This is a genomic window from Sphingomonas sp., assembly GCF_036388435.1.
GTDB lineage: Bacteria > Pseudomonadota > Alphaproteobacteria > Sphingomonadales > Sphingomonadaceae > Sphingomonas.
This window is the reverse complement of the sequence record NZ_DASVRV010000031.1, coordinates 23,837-38,361: the sequence shown is the minus strand read 5'-3', so window position 1 is coordinate 38,361 and position 14,525 is coordinate 23,837. Positions and strand designations below refer to the sequence as shown.

Sequence of the window (14,525 nt, the reverse complement as noted above, 5' to 3'; positions counted from 1 at the left end):
ATATGTGGGGCATCATCCCGGCCGCGGGCAACGGCACCCGCATCCAGCCGCTCGCCTTTTCCAAGGAACTCCTCCCCGTCGGCTCGCGCGTCGAGGCCGACGGATCGGAGCGGCCCAAGGCCGTCAGCGAATATCTGGTCGAGCGCATGGTCGAGGGCGGCGCGACCAAGATCTGCTTCGTCATCTCCCCGACCAAATCGGATATCGTGCGCTATTATGGCGGCGGGATCGGGCGGGTCGACACCGCCTTCGTCGTCCAGCCGGCGGCGGCGGGGCTGTGCGACGCGATCTTCCGCGCCCGCCCGTTGATCGCGGCGGACGAGGATGTGGTGATCGGGTTGCCCGACACGATCTGGTTCCCGTCGGACGCGCTCGCGCGCCTGCCGGGCGACCGGCTCGCATTTCTGCTCTTTCCGGTCGACAACCCCGAATTGTTCGACGCGGTGGTGTTGGGCGAGGGCGACCGGGTCGAGGAGATCGAGGTCAAGCGGGCGGGCGCGCGGTCCAACTGGGTCTGGGGCGCCTTCCGGATGCCGGGACACGTCTTCCACGCGCTCCACCGCCTGTGGTGCGAGCCGGGGCGCGGCGACGAATATATCGGCACGCTCGTCAACGCCTGGCTGGCGCTGGGGAACGAGGCGGTCGGGGTCCGTGCGGGCACGTCCTATGTCGATGTGGGGACGCTGGGCGGTTATCGGTCGGCGATCCGGCTGCTGGCCGGCGCTTGAGCGGGGCCGACGCCTTCGCGCGGCTGCTCGCGAGCGGGGTGCCGGTGCGCGAGCCGGTGGCGGTGGTCGTCGCCCATGCCGATGACGAGACCTTGTGGGCCGGCGCGGCGCTGGGGCGGATGACCGAGTGCCGGCTGATCCACCTGACCGATTCGAGCCCGCGCGACGGGGGCGACGCGCGGCGGCTGGGGTTCGCGACGCGGGAGGATTACGCCGCGGCCCGCGCCGCGGAACTCGACGCGGCGCTGGTCGAACTCGGCGCGACGGCGGCGCGGCTGGGGTACGGCGTGGCCGATCAGGAGGCGGTCGAGCATCTGGACGGGCTCATCGAGCGGTTGACGGTCGATTGCGCCGGGGTCGCGGCGATCGTGACGCACCCCTATGAGGGCGGCCACCCGGACCATGACGCGGCGGCGCTGGCGGCGCGGGTCGTGGCCGATCGGCTGGGCGTGCCGGTGGTGGAGTTCGCCTGCTATCGTCTCCACGCGGGCGAGCGGGTCTGGGCGCGGTTCGAGCCCGATCCGGCCTACCCCGAACACAGCCGCCCGCTTCTCCCCGACGAGCGTGCGCGGATCGACCGCGCGCTGGCGGCGCACCGGTCGCAGGCCGGGGTGTTCGGCGACTGGCGACCCGAGGTCGAGCGCTGGCGCGCGGCACCGCGGTACGATTTCACCCGTCCGCCGCCGGGCCGGGAATGCCTGTACGACGGCTTCGGCTGGGCGCTCACCTCGGCGCGGTGGCGGGAGCGGGCGGCATCATGGGCCTGACGGTCCTGAACGTCGCCTATCCCTTCGCGCCCGTCACCGCCGACCCGGCGGGCGGGGCGGAACAGGTATTGGCGCAGCTCGACCAGGCGCTGGTCGCGGCGGGGCACCGATCGATCGTGGTCGCGTGCGAAGGATCGGGTGTCGCCGGTGAATTGGTCGCCATTCCCGCGACGGAGGTGGATATCGACGCGGCGCGGCGGGCGGAGGTCCACCGCGCGGTCCGGGCGGCGATCGCGGGGGTGCTGGCGCGCGAGGCGGTGGACCTGGTGCACCTGCACGGGATCGACTTCGCGGACTATCTTCCGCCGCCCGGCGTCGGGACGCTGGTGACGCTGCACCTGCCGCTCGATTGGTACGCCGCCGACATGCTGCGCCCCGAACGCGACGATCTGTGGCTGCTGCCGGTATCCGCGTCGCAGGTGCGGCGCGCGCCGGCGCGCGCCCGGCTGCTGCCGCCGATCGGGAACGGGGTCGATGTCGCGCGCTACCGCCCGGCGGAAACCCGGGGCGATCACGCGGTCGTGATCGGGCGGATCGCACCGGAAAAGGGCCATGCCGACGCGATCGACGCGGCCAGGCTGGCGGGGGTGCCGCTGGTCGTGGCGGGACCGGTCTTCCCCTATCCCGAGCACCGGCGCTATTTCGACGAGGCGGTCGCGCCTCGGCTCGATGGCGAGCGCCGCTGGATCGGCGCGGTCACGGGCGCGGCGAAGCGGCGGTTGATCGCGGAGGCGCGCTGCCTGCTCATCCCCTCGACCGCGCCCGAGACCTCGTCGCTGGTCGCCATGGAGGCCTTGGCGTCGGGCACGCCGGTGATCGCCTATCGGAGCGGGGCGCTGCCCGATATCGTCGAGCATGGGGTGACGGGCTTCATCGTCGACGACGTGGCGGGGATGGCCGAGGCGATCGGGCGGATCGGGGTGATCGACCCGGCCGCGTGTCGCCGGACGGCGTGCGCGCGATTCGCGCTGGAGCGGACGACCGCCGCCTATCTGGACCTGTATGGGCGGCTGGCGGCGTGACCGAGGCGGTGCTGCGGGCCTGCGCGGCGGGCGAGATATCACCGCAGATCGCGGTCGCGCGGCTGGTACTGTCGGGCGAGCCGGTCGACCCGGAGGCGCTGGCGGTTCGCGCGGCGAGCGAGCCGGCGGCGTCGCCCCTGCACGCACTGGCCGCGCTCGCCGCCGCGCATGCACCGCGGCTGGCGACGCTCGGGCGGATTGCCCGACAAGGGCTCGATCCGGAAGGGCCGGATCTCCTCGCCGCGACCGCTGCCTTGTTCGACCGGCTGGCGGGCGAGGAGCCGGAGGCGGCGGTGGCCTTCTACTCGCTGGGCGACCCCGCGCTCTTAGCGGCGGCGACCGCCGAGCTGGTCGCCGTGGTGCGGGCCTGGGTTCCGGTGGCCCACCGTGCGGTGCTGGACTTCGGGTGCGGGATCGGGCGGGCGGCGATCGCGCTCGCACCCCATGCGAGCGGCGTGGTCGGGGTCGACATCTCGGGCGGCATGGTGGGCCAGGCGCGCGCGCGCGCGGCGGGCTTGGCGAATGTGACGTTCGAGGTGAGCGACGGGGGCGCCCTGCCCTTTGTCGACGCGGCGTTCGATCTGGTGCTGGCGGTGGACAGCTTTCCCTATCTTGTCCGCGCCGGAGTGATCGAGGCGCGGCTGGCGGAGATGGCGCGGGTGCTGAAGCCTGGCGGCGACCTGCTGGTGTTCAACTGGTCCTACCGGGGCGACGACGCGGCGGACGCCCGGGAGGCGGCGGGCGCGGCGGGGTTCGCGGTGGTGCGGTCGGGCGAGCGGCCCTTCGCGATCTGGGATGCGACGGGCTATCATCTGCGGCGGCGCCCGTGACGCAGGACGAGTGGTGGAATCTGTGGCGGCGCGACCCCCGCGCGACGCCCTTCCAGTCGCCGGCCTGGATCGAGGCGTGGTGGGCGCAGCTGGGCAGGGGCGAGCGGATCGACGTGGAGATGCGAGGCGCCGACGGGCGGCTGTTCGCCGCGCTGCCGCTGACGGTCTGGCATGACGGGGGCGTGCGGCGGCTGGTGCCGGTCGCGGCGGGGACGAGCGACTATTCGGACGCGCTGGTCGATGTCGCTGCCGGGCCGGGCGCCCTGACGGGGCTGTGGGACGCGGTACTCGCCACGGCCGGGCGTTGGGACGAACTGCTCCTGCCCGACCTGCGCGCCGACTCAGCCCTTCTGGGCGCGGTTCCCGACGGGTGGCGCGCGGTGGATGAGCCCGGCGAGATATGCCCGGTGATGATGCTGCCCGCCGTGCCGCCGCTGCTCGCCGGGCTGTCCAAGTCGCGGCGACGCAAGGTGGTGCATGACCGCCACCGCGCGGCCGCGCTCGGCGAGGTCCGGGAGGAGATCGTCGGAGCCGAGGGCATCGACCAGGCGCTGGACGCGCTGTTCGCGCTCCATGCCGCGCGCTGGGCGGCGGCCGGGGAGCCGGGGGTGCTCGCCGACCCACGGGTCCAGGCGTTCCACCGCGCCGCCGCGCCCGCCTTGGCCGAGGCGGGGCTGCTCCGGTTGAGCGTTGTGCGGCTCGACGGGCGGATCGTCGCGGTGCTGCTGGGCTTCGCGGATGCGCGTTCGGGCTATTCCTACATCAACGGGGTCGACCAGAGCATTCCCGGCCAGAGCTTCGGCACGCTGGCCTTCGCCTGCGCGATCGAGGACGCGGTCGCGGGCGGCGCGGGCGAGTTCCACTTCCTGCGCGGAGAGGAGCCGTACAAATATGCCTGGGGCGCGGAGGCGCGAACGACCGTGCGGCGGCGGGTGATGCGGGCATGACGGCCGCGGAAGTTCGATGAAGGTTCAGGCATAAGATGGTCGCGCGGCGCCGCGCGGCGCGGTTGCGGGCGGAGCGAGAGGGCGACCTCACCGCAATGGTCTGAGATTTCGCTGGGGTGACGGTCTGATCGATTGTCCGCTTCCGATCCTAAATGGGCCTTCGGCGACGACGCGAGCCTGCTAGATCAGTCGTAGCTAACCGTATCAGGGATGATGTTCACGGCATGCTTGAACGGTAAGGTATAGACGATCACCCCGTCTGCATCTTCGGCGTCGATGCGGAACCTGAAGTCGAGCACACCCCCGACCATATCGCCGCACATGAGGTCACGCACCGTTGTTAGGACGGCTTTGCGAAGCGCGTCCATCGACTCGTACTCCGTGCCTTCTGGATCGAGCAACTCCTCGGTTCCGTCACGAAGATTCATGAAATACTTCATCGCGCATAGCTCCGGGTCGATAGGCGGGAGCACGCTGGTCTCTCAGCCGCCGAAGCCTAAGCTCGTCCGACGATGACGAGGAATTAGCATAGATTAAAAACGATGTTAAGATAAATTTTATCAAACAGTTAGCTAACTGCATGGGTCGATGTTACCGTATCGTATCGATGGCACAACCGGCCGCTATCGACTGCGAGCGCGCGTGCTCCCGCCAGAGCGGAGAGCAATGTGTCAGGCCAGTCCCAGCCACTTCTACAGCCGATGGTCGATAAGCTCGCGAGCTGGGCCAAGCTGGACACCTACTGGGGCGAGTTCACCGAGGCAGATGCCGAGGCGATTCTAGGCCTTCCGTATCGAATGAAGAGGGTGGAGCGGCACGGCTATATCGTCCGTGAACGGGAGAGGACGACCCATTCCTGCGTGTTGCTCTCCGGCTACGCGATCCGACACAAGATCGTGATGGGCGGGTCTCGGCAGATCGTGGCCGTGCACATGAGGGGCGACATCGTCGACCTTCAGAACTCCTTTCTCGGTGTGGCCGACCACAGCGTACAGGTTTTGACGGACAGCGAGGCGGCATTCATCCCTCGCGAGGCCATCAAGAAATTGAGTTTCGAGCGGCCGAATATCGGAATGGCGATGTGGCATGACACGCTCGTCGATGCATCGATATTCCGGGAATGGATCGCCAATGTCGGTCGTCGGGATGCGCATGCTCGCATTGCTCATCTTCTCTGCGAGTTTTCGCTGAAGCTGAAAGTCGCAGGCTTGGGGAAGGAGAGCGACTACGAGCTGCCTATGACGCAGGAGCAGATTGCCGACTGCGTTGGTCTAACTCCTGTGCACGTCAACCGGACCTTGAAAGCGCTCGAAGCCGACAAGCTGATCAGCCGTAGGAGCAGCCGGGGGATCACGATCGGTGATTGGAAGAAGCTGGCGGAGGCGGGTGACTTCGACAGCAATTACATGCACCTGCGCCACGACGAACCCGCGCTCGACTGAATGTCCGCTTTCCAACCTTAGCGGAAATCCACACCCGACCGCCGCAATCGCCCCGTCAGCTCCTCCCGCAGCCGATCCAGCCCCTCCGCCTCCCAGGCCTCCACGCGCGCGGTGAGCTTGGGTTCGGTGCCCGACGCGCGCAGGAGCCACCAGCCTTGGGGAGTGGTGACGCGCAGGCCGTCGGTGCGGTCGATGACGGCACCCTCGGCGACCAGCGTCGCCTCGATCTCCTGCAGGACCCTCGCCTTGTCGGCGTCGGGGCAGGCCAGCCGCAGTTCGGGGGTGGCGTGGGTGCGGGGGAGCGTCTCGCGCCACGCGGTGAGGCTGCCCCGCCGCCCGATCGCCGCCAACAGGCGCATCGCATTGTGGAGCGCGTCGTCGGTGCCGTACCAGTCCTCGACGCAGAACAGGTGGCCGCTCATCTCGCCCGCGATCGGGGCGCCCTCGCGCAGCATCGCCGCGCGGATCAGGACATAGCCCGAGGGAGAGAGGACGCCCCGGCCTCCCGCCTGCGCGATGCCGTCGAACAGCACGCGGCTGGACTTCACGTCGGCGACGACCGCCGCGCCGGGGTGGCGGGTGAGCACGTCCTGGGCGAGGTATAGGAGGAGTTGGTCGGGCCAGACGATCGCGCCCGCCCCGTCGATCACGCCGATGCGGTCGCCGTCGCCGTCGAAGGCGATGCCGAGATCGAGGCGCCGGTCGCGGACGAGCGCCCGGAGATCGACCAGGTTGGCGGGCTCTGACGGGTCGGGATGATGGGCGGGGAAGCGGCCGTCGATCTTGCAATGGATCAGGTGATGCTCGCCGGGGAGCGCCGCGGTCAGGCGCTCGACCATCTCGCCGGCCGCGCCGTTGCCCGCGTCCCAGCCGATGCGGAGCGCCGGGGCACCCTGGGCCGCCCGGAGGAGGCGGGCGAGATAGGCGCCCTGGACGCCGACCGGTCGCGCTTCGCCGCCGGGCGCGGGATCGGCAGGACGCTCGACCAGCGCGCGGAGCGCCGCGCCGTGGACCGGATCGGTGCCGAGCAGGATCTTGAACCCGTTCTCCTCGGGGGGATTATGCGACCCGGTGACCATCACGCCGCCGTCGAGCCCGCGCGCATGAACCGCGTAGTAGAGCTGGCCGGTCGGGCCTAGACCGGTCCGCTCGACCCCGACCCCGCCCATGACGAGGCCGCCCACAAGCGCGGCCTCCAGCATCGGCGAGGACAGGCGGCCGTCATACCCGACCGCGACGGTGCGCCCGCCCCGTCCGCGCACGGCGGCGGCGACGCGCAGGCCGAGGGCGTGGGCGTCGGCTTCGGTCAGATCGGTGTCGACGCGACCGCGCAGGTCGTAGCTGCGCACCAGCCGCGGATTGACCGCGGCCGGTGCGCCGGTTCCGTCGCTCAACGCGGAAGGATCAGTAGCCGCGCTTGTTCATCCGGCGCTGGTCGAGCGCCTTCTTGCCCATATAGGCCGCGCCGAGCGCTAGGCCGAGCGGCCCCATGCGGCGCATCCCGCCCGCGAGCAGCGCGCCGGTGAGCGCGCCCTTCATGCCGCCCGAGCCGTCGCGCCGGTCGATGCGGCTGCCGATCACTGCGCCCAGAATACGTCCGATCATGTGTGTCACTCCTTCTTCGGAAGGTAGGACGCGCGGGAGTGGGCGCGGGTTCCGGTTTTTGGCGAGCCGGTGGGCAGGCGTCGCGGCGAAGCCGCGCCGTCGGTCGGGGCCGTGCCCCGCCGGCCGGGCTGAGGCGTCTCGCTTCGAGCTTTGCTCGACGCGTGCGCCCTGGCGCCTACCGCCCGAGCATCGTTTCGGGCCGCACCACGCGGTCGAACGTATCGGCATCGACCAGCCCCAGCTCCAGCCCGGCCTCCTTCAAGGTCTGCCCTTTCTCATGCGCGTGCTTCGCGATCTTCGCCGCCGCGTCGTAACCGATCTCGGGGGCGAGCGCGGTGACCAGCATCAAGGAGCGGTCGAGGAGCAGCTTGATGTTGTCGCGCCGGGCGGTGGCGCCCTCCACGGTGCGCTCGGCGAAGCTGGTCATGCCGACGCTGAGCAGGTCGATCGAGCGGAGCACATTGGCGCCGATCAGCGGCTTGAAGACGTTCAACTCCATATGACCCTGGAGCCCGCCGACGGTGACCGCGACGTTGTTGCCCATCACCTGCGCGGCGACCATGGTCAGCATCTCGTTCTGGGTCGGGTTGACCTTGCCGGGCATGATCGAGCTGCCGGGCTCGTTGGCGGGAAGTTCGAGTTCGCCCAGCCCCGAGCGCGGGCCGGAGGCGAGGAGGCGCAGATCGTTGGCGATCTTGGTCAGCGCCACCGCGAGGACGTTGAGCGTGCCGTGCAGGTCGACCAGCCCGTCGTTCGAAGCGAGCGCCTCGAACTTGTTGGGGGCGGTGACGAAGGGGAGCCCCGTGAGCGCGGCGATCTCGGCGGCGACCGCCTCGGCGAAGCCCGTGGGGGCGTTCAGGCCGGTGCCGACCGCGGTGCCGCCCTGAGCGAGCGGCATGATGTTGTAGCGCGTGGTGTTCTCGATCCGCTCGCGCGCGTTCTTGAGTTGTTGCGCATAGCCGGAGAATTCCTGGCCGAGCGTCAGCGGGGTCGCGTCCTGGAGGTGGGTGCGGCCGATCTTGACGATGTCGTCCCATTCGCGCGCCTTGGCGTCGAGTGCGGCGTGGAGGCGGTCGAGCGCGGGGAGCAGCCGGTCGCGCACCGCGAGCGCGGCGGCGACGTGGAGCGCGGTGGGGAAGCTGTCGTTGGACGATTGGCCGCGGTTGACGTCGTCATTGGGGTGGACGGGGACCTTGCCGCCGCGTGTGCCGCTCATCGCCTCGTTGGCGCGGCCGGCGATCACCTCGTTGCAGTTCATGTTCGACTGGGTGCCCGAACCGGTCTGCCAGATGACGAGCGGGAACTGGTCGTCGAGCTTGCCGGCCGCGACCTCGGCGGCGGCGGCCTCGATCGCGTCGGCCTTGGCGGCGTCCAGGCCGTGCGCGCGGTTCACGCGGGCGCAGGCCTGCTTCACCAGCGCGAGCGCGTGGACGATGCCGAGCGGCATCCGTTCGGCCGCGCCAAAGGGGAAATTCTCGATCGACCGCTGGGTCTGCGCACCCCAATAGGCGGTGGCGGGAACGTCGATGGCGCCGATCGAGTCGGTTTCGGTGCGGGTTTGGGTGGTCATCTCGTCTCCGTTTCCGTCATGCCGGCCTTGATCCGGTATCCATGCGCGTCCCTTTGTTCGAGAGCGCGGGCGCGGACAAGGGGGAGGCGTGTGGACCCCGGCTCAAGGCCGGGGTGACGGAAGGGAGAATGGCGGGAGCCGCCGCGGCTAAGCCGCGTCGTCGGTCGCGAGCGGGCTCGCGCCGGCCGGGCTTGGGCGTCTCGCCCGCAGGGTGCCGGCGTGCGCCCTGCGCCTCACTTTTTCCGCTTGAAATCCACGCTGACCACGTTCGACCCGTCCTCGGCCGAGGTCACCGTCGGGCCGTCATTTTGCGCGGCGTCATGTTCGGTCGGGCCGTCATGCGGGCCTTCCTGCGCCTGGAAGCGGAGCTCGAAGGCGACGGCGGGGTCGTGGAAGCCGGTGATCGCCGAATAGGGGATGACCAGCTTGGACGGCACCTGGTTGAAGCTGAGCCCCACCGAAAAGCGCGCGTCGTCGACGACCAAGTCCCAAAACCGGTTCTGGAGCACGATCGTCATCTCGTCGGGAAAGCGTTCCAGCAGGCGCTTGGGGATGTCGACGCCGGGCGCATGGGTCTTGAAGGTGATGTAGAAATGATGCTCGCCCGGCAGGGTCGAGCCGCCCTCGACCACCGTCGTCAGCACGCGGCCGACGACCGCGCGCAAGGCTTCCTGGACGATCTCGTCATAGGGGATCAGGCTGTCGGGAAGGCCGTCGCTCATGGTAAACGGGGTTAGGCGGTTTTCGGAGCGGGTCAAGATTGGATAGGTGATTGCCGCGGCCGATTGCATGGGCGGGTCGCGACGCTTATCGGCGACGCCATGCGCCAGGCCACCATTTCCCGCGACACCGCCGAGACCCGCATCACGGCGACCGTCGACCTGGACGGGACGGGCCGGTATCGGGTCAGCACGGGCATCGGTTTTCTCGACCATATGGTGGAGCAATTGTCGCGCCACTCGCTGATCGACATCGACCTGACGGTCGAGGGCGACCTGCATATCGACGGGCATCACACGACCGAGGATTCGGCGCTGGCGCTGGGCCAGGCGGTGGCGACAGCGCTGGGAGACAAGCGCGGCGTCCGGCGCTACGGCGACGCGCTGTCGCCGATGGACGAATGCCTGACGCGCGTCGCGCTCGACCTGTCGGGGCGCCCCTGGCTGGTGTGGCGCTGCCCCTTCACCCAGACACGGCTGGGCAGCTGGGACACCGAGCTGATCGAACACTGGTTCCACAGCTTCGCCCAGACGGCGGGCATGACGCTGCACGTCGAACTGCTCCACGGGCAGAACAACCACCATATCGTCGAGAGCGCGTTCAAGGGGCTGGCGCGCGCGCTGCGCCAGGCGGTGGAGATCGATCCGCGCAAGAGTGACGCGGTGCCGTCGACCAAGGGTATCCTTTGACCCTGGCGCTGATCGATATCGGGTCGGGCAACCTCCATTCGGTCGAGAACGCGCTGCGGGCGGCGGGCGCGGCCGACGTGCTGGTGACCGCCGATCCCGACGCGGTGCGCGGGGCGGAGCGGATCGTGCTGCCGGGCGTGGGCGCGTTCGGGGCGTGCGCGGCGGCGTTGCGCGGGACGCACGGGCTGGTCGACGCGATCGAGGACGCGGTACTGCGCGAGGCGCGGCCGTTCCTGGGCATCTGCGTGGGGATGCAGTTGATGGCCGATATCGGCGAGGAGCATGGCGCGCACCGGGGGCTGGGCTGGCTGCCGGGCCGGGTGCGCCGGCTCGCGCCCGGCGACGCGGATGCCCGGGTGCCGCATATGGGGTGGAACGACGTGACCCCGCTGGGCGAGCACCCGCTGCTGGCGCGCGGCGAGGCCTATTTCCTTCACAGCTATGCCTATGACGGCGCGGAGCTGCTCGCGACGACCGATCATGGCGGGCCGGTCGCCGCCGCGATCGGGCGCGACAATCTGCTGGGCGTTCAGTTCCACCCGGAAAAGAGCCAGCGTTACGGGCTGGCGCTGCTGGCCCGCTTCCTGGAGTGGCGGCCATGAGCCTCATCGTCTTTCCCGCGATCGACCTGAAGGCGGGTCAGGTGGTCCGGCTGGCCGAGGGCGACATGGCGCGGGCCACCGTCTATGGCGACGATCCCGCCGCGCAGGCGATGCTGTTCGCCGCGGCGGGCGCCGAGCATCTGCACGTCGTCGACCTCGACGGCGCGTTCGCGGGGGCGCCGGTCAATGGCGAGGCGGTGGCGGCGATCGTGTCGCGCTTTCCCGGGCACGTCCAGCTGGGCGGCGGCATCCGCGACCGGGCGGCGGTGGAGCGCTGGTTCGACCTGGGCGTGGCGCGCGTCGTGATCGGCACCGCGGCGCTGGAAGATCCCGATTTCGTGCGCGACGCCGCGCGCGACTTTCCCGGCGGGATTGTGGTGGCGGTCGACGCCAGGGACGGCATGGTCGCGACGCGCGGCTGGGCGTCGGTGTCGGACGTGGGTGTGGTCGAACTCGCGCGCCGGTTCGAGGATGCGGGCGTGGCGGCTTTGCTGTTCACCGATGTCGGGCGCGACGGGTTGCTCAAGGGCGCCAATATCGAGGCCACGGTCGACCTGGCGCGGCGGGTGTCGATCCCCGTCATCGCCAGCGGCGGGGTGAAGGGCATCGCCGACATCCACCTGCTCGCGGTGCACGCGAAGGACGGGATCGAAGGCGTCATCACCGGGCGCGCGCTGTATGACGGGCGGCTCGATCTCGGCGCGGCGCTGGCCGTGGCGGGCGCGGCGTGACGGTCGGGCGATGACCGTCCGCGCGCGCGTGATCCCCTGCCTGGACGTGGCGGACGGGCGCGTGGTCAAGGGTGTCAACTTCGTGTCGTTGCGCGACGCGGGTGATCCGGTGGAGCAGGCGCGGACCTATGACGCGGCCGGGGCGGACGAATTATGCTTTCTCGACATCTCGGCGAGCCATGAGGGGCGCGGGACATTGCTCGATATCGTGCGGCGGACGGCGTCGGTGTGCTTCATGCCGCTGACGGTGGGCGGCGGCGTACGCACGGCGGACGATGCCCGCGCGCTGCTGCTGGCGGGGGCGGACAAGGTGGCGGTCAACTCGGCGGCGGTGGCGCGGCCCGAGGTCGTGGCCGACATCGCCGAGCGGTTCGGCAGCCAATGCTGCGTCGCCTCGGTCGACGCGCGCGCGCGGCCGGGCGGTGGCTGGGAAGTCTTCACCCATGGCGGGCGGCGGGCGGCTGGGATCGACGCGGTCGCCCATGCGGTGCGGCTGGCGGAACTGGGGGCGGGCGAGATACTGGTCACCTCGATGGACCGCGACGGGACGCGCGACGGTTACGACCTCGCCCTCACCCGCGCGATCGCCGAGCGCGTCAGCGTGCCCGTGGTCGCGAGCGGGGGCGTCGGCACGCTCGACCATCTCGTCCAGGGCGTGACGGAGGGCGGCGCGTCGGCGGTGCTGGCGGCGTCGATCTTTCACTGGGGGCAGGCGACGATCGCCGACGCTCACCGCGCGCTGGCGGCCGCCGGCGTGCCCGTGCGCGGACGATGACCCTGCTCCTGCTTACCGCCGCCGCGCCCGCCGCCGGGCGGACCGCGCCCGAATGGTCGGACGTGGCGCTGTTCGTCGTCGCGGTGCTGGCGGTGTGGTTCGTGCGGCGGCGGCTCCGCGCCCGGTTTCGGCGGGGGGACTAGCGGCATGGACGACCCCCTCGACCGACTCGACGCGCTGGTCCGCGCGCGCAGGGGCGCCGATCCCGCCTCGTCCTACACCGCAGGCCTGTTCGCGCGGGGCCGCCCGCGCATTGCGCAGAAACTGGGCGAGGAAGCGGTCGAATGCGTCATCGCCGCGATGGGACCCGATCCCCAGTCGATCGTACCGGAAGCGGCGGATTTGCTGTTCCACCTGTTCGTGCTGCTCGCCGACGCCGACCTGACGCTGGCCGACGTGCGCGCGGAACTGGCGCGGCGCGAGGGGGTGTCGGGGCTGGAGGAAAAGGCGGGGCGATGAGCCGCCAGCACGCGACGCCGTTGATTGTGCCCGCCATCGGCGTTGCGGTCCCGCTCGCCGCGCTCGGCCCGGAGGCGCATGGCTGGAGCGAGGCGAAGGTGCAGGCGCTGATTCAGGCGCACCCTGCCTGTCTGCCGATCCGCGAAATCGATCCGTTGTTCGCCGACCCCGTGCCGCTGTGCACAGAGATGAGCACGGGCGCGGGCCCCATCGATAACGTCATGATCACCGCGAGCGGACTGCCGGTGCTGGTCGAGTGCAAGCTGTGGCGCAATCCGCAGGCGCGACGCGAAGTGATCGGTCAGATTCTGGACTATGCCAAAGAGCTGAGCCGCTGGACCGCATCCGATCTGCAACGCGAGGTGAGCCGGCGGACGGGTCGTACAGGTAATGCCGTCGTCGACCTAGTACGCGAGGCTGGGCACCAGGTCGACGAGATCGGCTTCACCGATGCGGTGACCCTCAACCTGCGACGTGGGCGCTTCCTCCTGCTGATCGTGGGTGACGGCATACGTGAGGGCGTGGAGGCGATCACCGAGTATGTTCAGGGTCAGGCGGGGTTACATTTCACACTGGGGTTGGTCGAGATGCCGATCTTCACGATGCCCGACGGCGCACGGCTGGTCGCGCCGCGCGTGGTGGCGCGAACGGTGAACGTCACCAGGACCGTGATCGCCGTACCCGACGGAAACCTGGTCGTCGATGACATAGCCACGGGCGGCGAGAGCTCAACTGACCTGTCGCTGGATACCGAGACGGTCGCCTTTTCGGCTGAGCGGCAGGCATTCTGGACGGATTTCCTGTCCGGCCTGCGGCTGAGCGATCCTGCCCAGCCGATCCCGGCGCCTTACAAGCTCGGTTATATCGCGTTCACCCTGCCCGCGCCCGGTGGCAGTGCATGGTTGACCGTCTATCGTGACTTGCGCGGGAACGAGATGGGCATCTCCCTTTCATCGAATCGAAACTCCGTCGGTGAGACAGCAATGCTTGCCATTGCCGCCGACTGGGAGAATGTCAGGCTCGAGCTTGGCGGGGAAGTCACGCTCACCGAGCGTCAAGGCCGACCGTGGGTCAACGAAGCCAGGCGCTTCGGTCCGCTCGTCGATCCCCGCAATCGCGAGCAGGCTTTCGCATGGCTGCGTCCACGCGTGGACGATTTCGTGAACGTCCTGCGTCCGCGGGTAGCCAGCATTGTTCAAGACCTGACGAGGAGCTGATCCATGCCGATCAACGCCACCCTGCCCTACGACCCCGCCAACGTCTTCGCGCGCATCCTGCGGGACGAGATCCCGTCGCGGCGCGTCTACGAGGACGAATGGGCGGTGGCGTTTCACGACATCGCGCCCGCCGCGCCGACGCATGTGCTGGTGATCCCGCGCGGGGCCTATGTGTCGTGGGACGATTTCAGCGCGCGGGCGTCGGAGGCGGAGATCGCCGGGTTCGTGCGGGCGGTGGGGGCGGTCGCGCGGGGGCTGGGGCTGGTCGAACCGGGGTATCGGCTGCTCGCCAATACCGGGCCGAACGGGGGGCAGGAGGTGCCGCACCTGCACGTCCACCTGTTCGGGGGCGCCCCGCTCGGGCCGATGCTGGCGCGATAAAGCGTTGCGCGGGCCGCGTTTGCGGCTAGGTTCCGGCGCA

General features: G+C 70.1%; 19 protein-coding genes. 14 read left to right on the top strand and 5 right to left on the bottom strand.

From position 1 onward, the window contains the following. Positions 1-2: 2 nt before the first annotated feature. The 5 genes from VF592_RS07085 to VF592_RS07065 are packed head-to-tail and all read left to right on the top strand — an operon-like array spanning position 3 to position 4,294. Positions 3-728 carry a sugar phosphate nucleotidyltransferase gene (locus tag VF592_RS07085; RefSeq protein ID WP_331004912.1) on the top strand — a complete coding sequence of 242 codons (726 nt, stop codon included), beginning with the start codon at positions 3-5 and terminating at the stop codon, positions 726-728. Then, a complete protein-coding gene (locus tag VF592_RS07080; RefSeq protein ID WP_331004911.1) occupies positions 725-1,495 on the top strand; it encodes a PIG-L deacetylase family protein in 771 nt (256 codons plus the stop codon). The genes VF592_RS07085 and VF592_RS07080 overlap by 4 nt, the downstream gene beginning before the upstream one ends. Next, positions 1,486-2,517, top strand: coding sequence for a glycosyltransferase (locus tag VF592_RS07075; protein WP_331004910.1), 1,032 nt, complete (start codon positions 1,486-1,488; stop codon positions 2,515-2,517). The genes VF592_RS07080 and VF592_RS07075 overlap by 10 nt, the downstream gene beginning before the upstream one ends. Beyond that, entirely contained in the window at positions 2,514-3,347 is an 834-nt protein-coding gene (locus tag VF592_RS07070) for a class I SAM-dependent methyltransferase (RefSeq protein WP_331004909.1), read from the top strand. The genes VF592_RS07075 and VF592_RS07070 overlap by 4 nt, the downstream gene beginning before the upstream one ends. Beyond that, entirely contained in the window at positions 3,344-4,294 is a 951-nt protein-coding gene (locus tag VF592_RS07065; protein ID WP_331004908.1) for a GNAT family N-acetyltransferase, read from the top strand. Before VF592_RS07070 ends, VF592_RS07065 begins: the two co-directional genes overlap by 4 nt. Before the next feature lie 185 nt (positions 4,295-4,479). Here VF592_RS07065 and VF592_RS07060 read toward each other — a convergent pair whose 3' ends face one another. Beyond that, the gene (locus tag VF592_RS07060; protein WP_331004907.1) at positions 4,480-4,734 is read right to left on the bottom strand and encodes a DUF6894 family protein; all 255 of its coding nucleotides are present in this window, start codon (positions 4,732-4,734) and stop codon (positions 4,480-4,482) included. A 261-nt stretch (positions 4,735-4,995) separates the two neighbouring features. On the opposite strand from VF592_RS07060, the gene VF592_RS07055 reads away from it, so the two are divergent. Then, on the top strand, positions 4,996-5,736 hold the full coding sequence (locus tag VF592_RS07055) for a Crp/Fnr family transcriptional regulator (RefSeq protein ID WP_331004906.1): 741 nt from the start codon (positions 4,996-4,998) through the stop codon (positions 5,734-5,736). A gap of 17 nt (positions 5,737-5,753) precedes the next feature. Here VF592_RS07055 and VF592_RS07050 read toward each other — a convergent pair whose 3' ends face one another. From VF592_RS07050 to VF592_RS07035, 4 genes are all read right to left on the bottom strand, one after another. Further along, positions 5,754-7,130: a phosphomannomutase/phosphoglucomutase gene (locus VF592_RS07050; protein ID WP_331004905.1), complete on the bottom strand. Its 1,377-nt coding sequence runs from the start codon at positions 7,128-7,130 to the stop codon at positions 5,754-5,756. A gap of 10 nt (positions 7,131-7,140) precedes the next feature. Beyond that, positions 7,141-7,341 carry a hypothetical protein gene (locus VF592_RS07045; protein ID WP_331004904.1) on the bottom strand — a complete coding sequence of 67 codons (201 nt, stop codon included), beginning with the start codon at positions 7,339-7,341 and terminating at the stop codon, positions 7,141-7,143. A 175-nt stretch (positions 7,342-7,516) separates the two neighbouring features. Further along, positions 7,517-8,911: a class II fumarate hydratase gene (gene fumC / locus VF592_RS07040; RefSeq protein ID WP_331004903.1), complete on the bottom strand. Its 1,395-nt coding sequence runs from the start codon at positions 8,909-8,911 to the stop codon at positions 7,517-7,519. Positions 8,912-9,144: 233 nt separating this feature from the next. Continuing rightward, positions 9,145-9,633, bottom strand: coding sequence for an SspB family protein (locus VF592_RS07035; RefSeq protein WP_331004902.1), 489 nt, complete (start codon positions 9,631-9,633; stop codon positions 9,145-9,147). A 99-nt stretch (positions 9,634-9,732) separates the two neighbouring features. Here VF592_RS07035 and hisB point away from each other — a divergent pair, with 99 nt between their 5' ends. The 8 genes from hisB to VF592_RS06995 are packed head-to-tail and all read left to right on the top strand — an operon-like array spanning position 9,733 to position 14,485. Continuing rightward, entirely contained in the window at positions 9,733-10,320 is a 588-nt protein-coding gene (gene hisB / locus VF592_RS07030) for an imidazoleglycerol-phosphate dehydratase HisB (RefSeq protein ID WP_331004901.1), read from the top strand. Beyond that, positions 10,317-10,922 carry an imidazole glycerol phosphate synthase subunit HisH gene (gene hisH / locus VF592_RS07025; protein WP_331004900.1) on the top strand — a complete coding sequence of 202 codons (606 nt, stop codon included), beginning with the start codon at positions 10,317-10,319 and terminating at the stop codon, positions 10,920-10,922. The genes hisB and hisH overlap by 4 nt, the downstream gene beginning before the upstream one ends. Then, positions 10,919-11,653 carry a 1-(5-phosphoribosyl)-5-[(5-phosphoribosylamino)methylideneamino]imidazole-4-carboxamide isomerase gene (gene hisA / locus VF592_RS07020; RefSeq protein WP_331004899.1) on the top strand — a complete coding sequence of 245 codons (735 nt, stop codon included), beginning with the start codon at positions 10,919-10,921 and terminating at the stop codon, positions 11,651-11,653. The genes hisH and hisA overlap by 4 nt, the downstream gene beginning before the upstream one ends. Positions 11,654-11,663: 10 nt before the next feature. After that, on the top strand, positions 11,664-12,428 hold the full coding sequence (gene hisF / locus VF592_RS07015) for an imidazole glycerol phosphate synthase subunit HisF (RefSeq protein WP_331004898.1): 765 nt from the start codon (positions 11,664-11,666) through the stop codon (positions 12,426-12,428). After that, positions 12,425-12,571 (top strand): hypothetical protein, encoded by a 147-nt coding sequence (locus VF592_RS07010; protein WP_331004897.1) that lies wholly within the window; start codon positions 12,425-12,427, stop codon positions 12,569-12,571. Before hisF ends, VF592_RS07010 begins: the two co-directional genes overlap by 4 nt. Positions 12,572-12,575: 4 nt before the next feature. Continuing rightward, positions 12,576-12,887 carry a phosphoribosyl-ATP diphosphatase gene (locus VF592_RS07005; protein ID WP_331004896.1) on the top strand — a complete coding sequence of 104 codons (312 nt, stop codon included), beginning with the start codon at positions 12,576-12,578 and terminating at the stop codon, positions 12,885-12,887. Then, positions 12,884-14,104, top strand: coding sequence for a hypothetical protein (locus tag VF592_RS07000; RefSeq protein ID WP_331004895.1), 1,221 nt, complete (start codon positions 12,884-12,886; stop codon positions 14,102-14,104). Before VF592_RS07005 ends, VF592_RS07000 begins: the two co-directional genes overlap by 4 nt. A gap of 3 nt (positions 14,105-14,107) precedes the next feature. Then, a complete protein-coding gene (locus tag VF592_RS06995) occupies positions 14,108-14,485 on the top strand; it encodes a histidine triad nucleotide-binding protein (protein WP_331004894.1) in 378 nt (125 codons plus the stop codon). The last annotated feature ends 40 nt before the right edge of the window (positions 14,486-14,525 follow it).

Bases quoted from the DNA above. Each gene is read 5' to 3' on its own strand.
- VF592_RS07085 (WP_331004912.1), top strand. From the start codon at position 3: ATGTGGGGCATCATCCCGGCCGCGGGCAACGGCACCCGCATCCAGCCG.
- VF592_RS07075 (WP_331004910.1), top strand. From the start codon at position 1,486: ATGGGCCTGACGGTCCTGAACGTCGCCTATCCCTTCGCGCCCGTCACC.
- VF592_RS07060 (WP_331004907.1), bottom strand. From the start codon at position 4,734: ATGAAGTATTTCATGAATCTTCGTGACGGAACCGAGGAGTTGCTCGAT.
- VF592_RS07055 (WP_331004906.1), top strand. From the start codon at position 4,996: ATGGTCGATAAGCTCGCGAGCTGGGCCAAGCTGGACACCTACTGGGGC.
- VF592_RS07045 (WP_331004904.1), bottom strand. From the start codon at position 7,341: ATGATCGGACGTATTCTGGGCGCAGTGATCGGCAGCCGCATCGACCGG.
- fumC (WP_331004903.1), bottom strand. From the start codon at position 8,911: ATGACCACCCAAACCCGCACCGAAACCGACTCGATCGGCGCCATCGAC.
- VF592_RS07035 (WP_331004902.1), bottom strand. From the start codon at position 9,633: ATGAGCGACGGCCTTCCCGACAGCCTGATCCCCTATGACGAGATCGTC.
- hisB (WP_331004901.1), top strand. From the start codon at position 9,733: ATGCGCCAGGCCACCATTTCCCGCGACACCGCCGAGACCCGCATCACG.
- hisA (WP_331004899.1), top strand. From the start codon at position 10,919: ATGAGCCTCATCGTCTTTCCCGCGATCGACCTGAAGGCGGGTCAGGTG.
- hisF (WP_331004898.1), top strand. From the start codon at position 11,664: ATGACCGTCCGCGCGCGCGTGATCCCCTGCCTGGACGTGGCGGACGGG.
- VF592_RS07010 (WP_331004897.1), top strand. From the start codon at position 12,425: ATGACCCTGCTCCTGCTTACCGCCGCCGCGCCCGCCGCCGGGCGGACC.
- VF592_RS07005 (WP_331004896.1), top strand. From the start codon at position 12,576: ATGGACGACCCCCTCGACCGACTCGACGCGCTGGTCCGCGCGCGCAGG.
- VF592_RS07000 (WP_331004895.1), top strand. From the start codon at position 12,884: ATGAGCCGCCAGCACGCGACGCCGTTGATTGTGCCCGCCATCGGCGTT.
- VF592_RS06995 (WP_331004894.1), top strand. From the start codon at position 14,108: ATGCCGATCAACGCCACCCTGCCCTACGACCCCGCCAACGTCTTCGCG.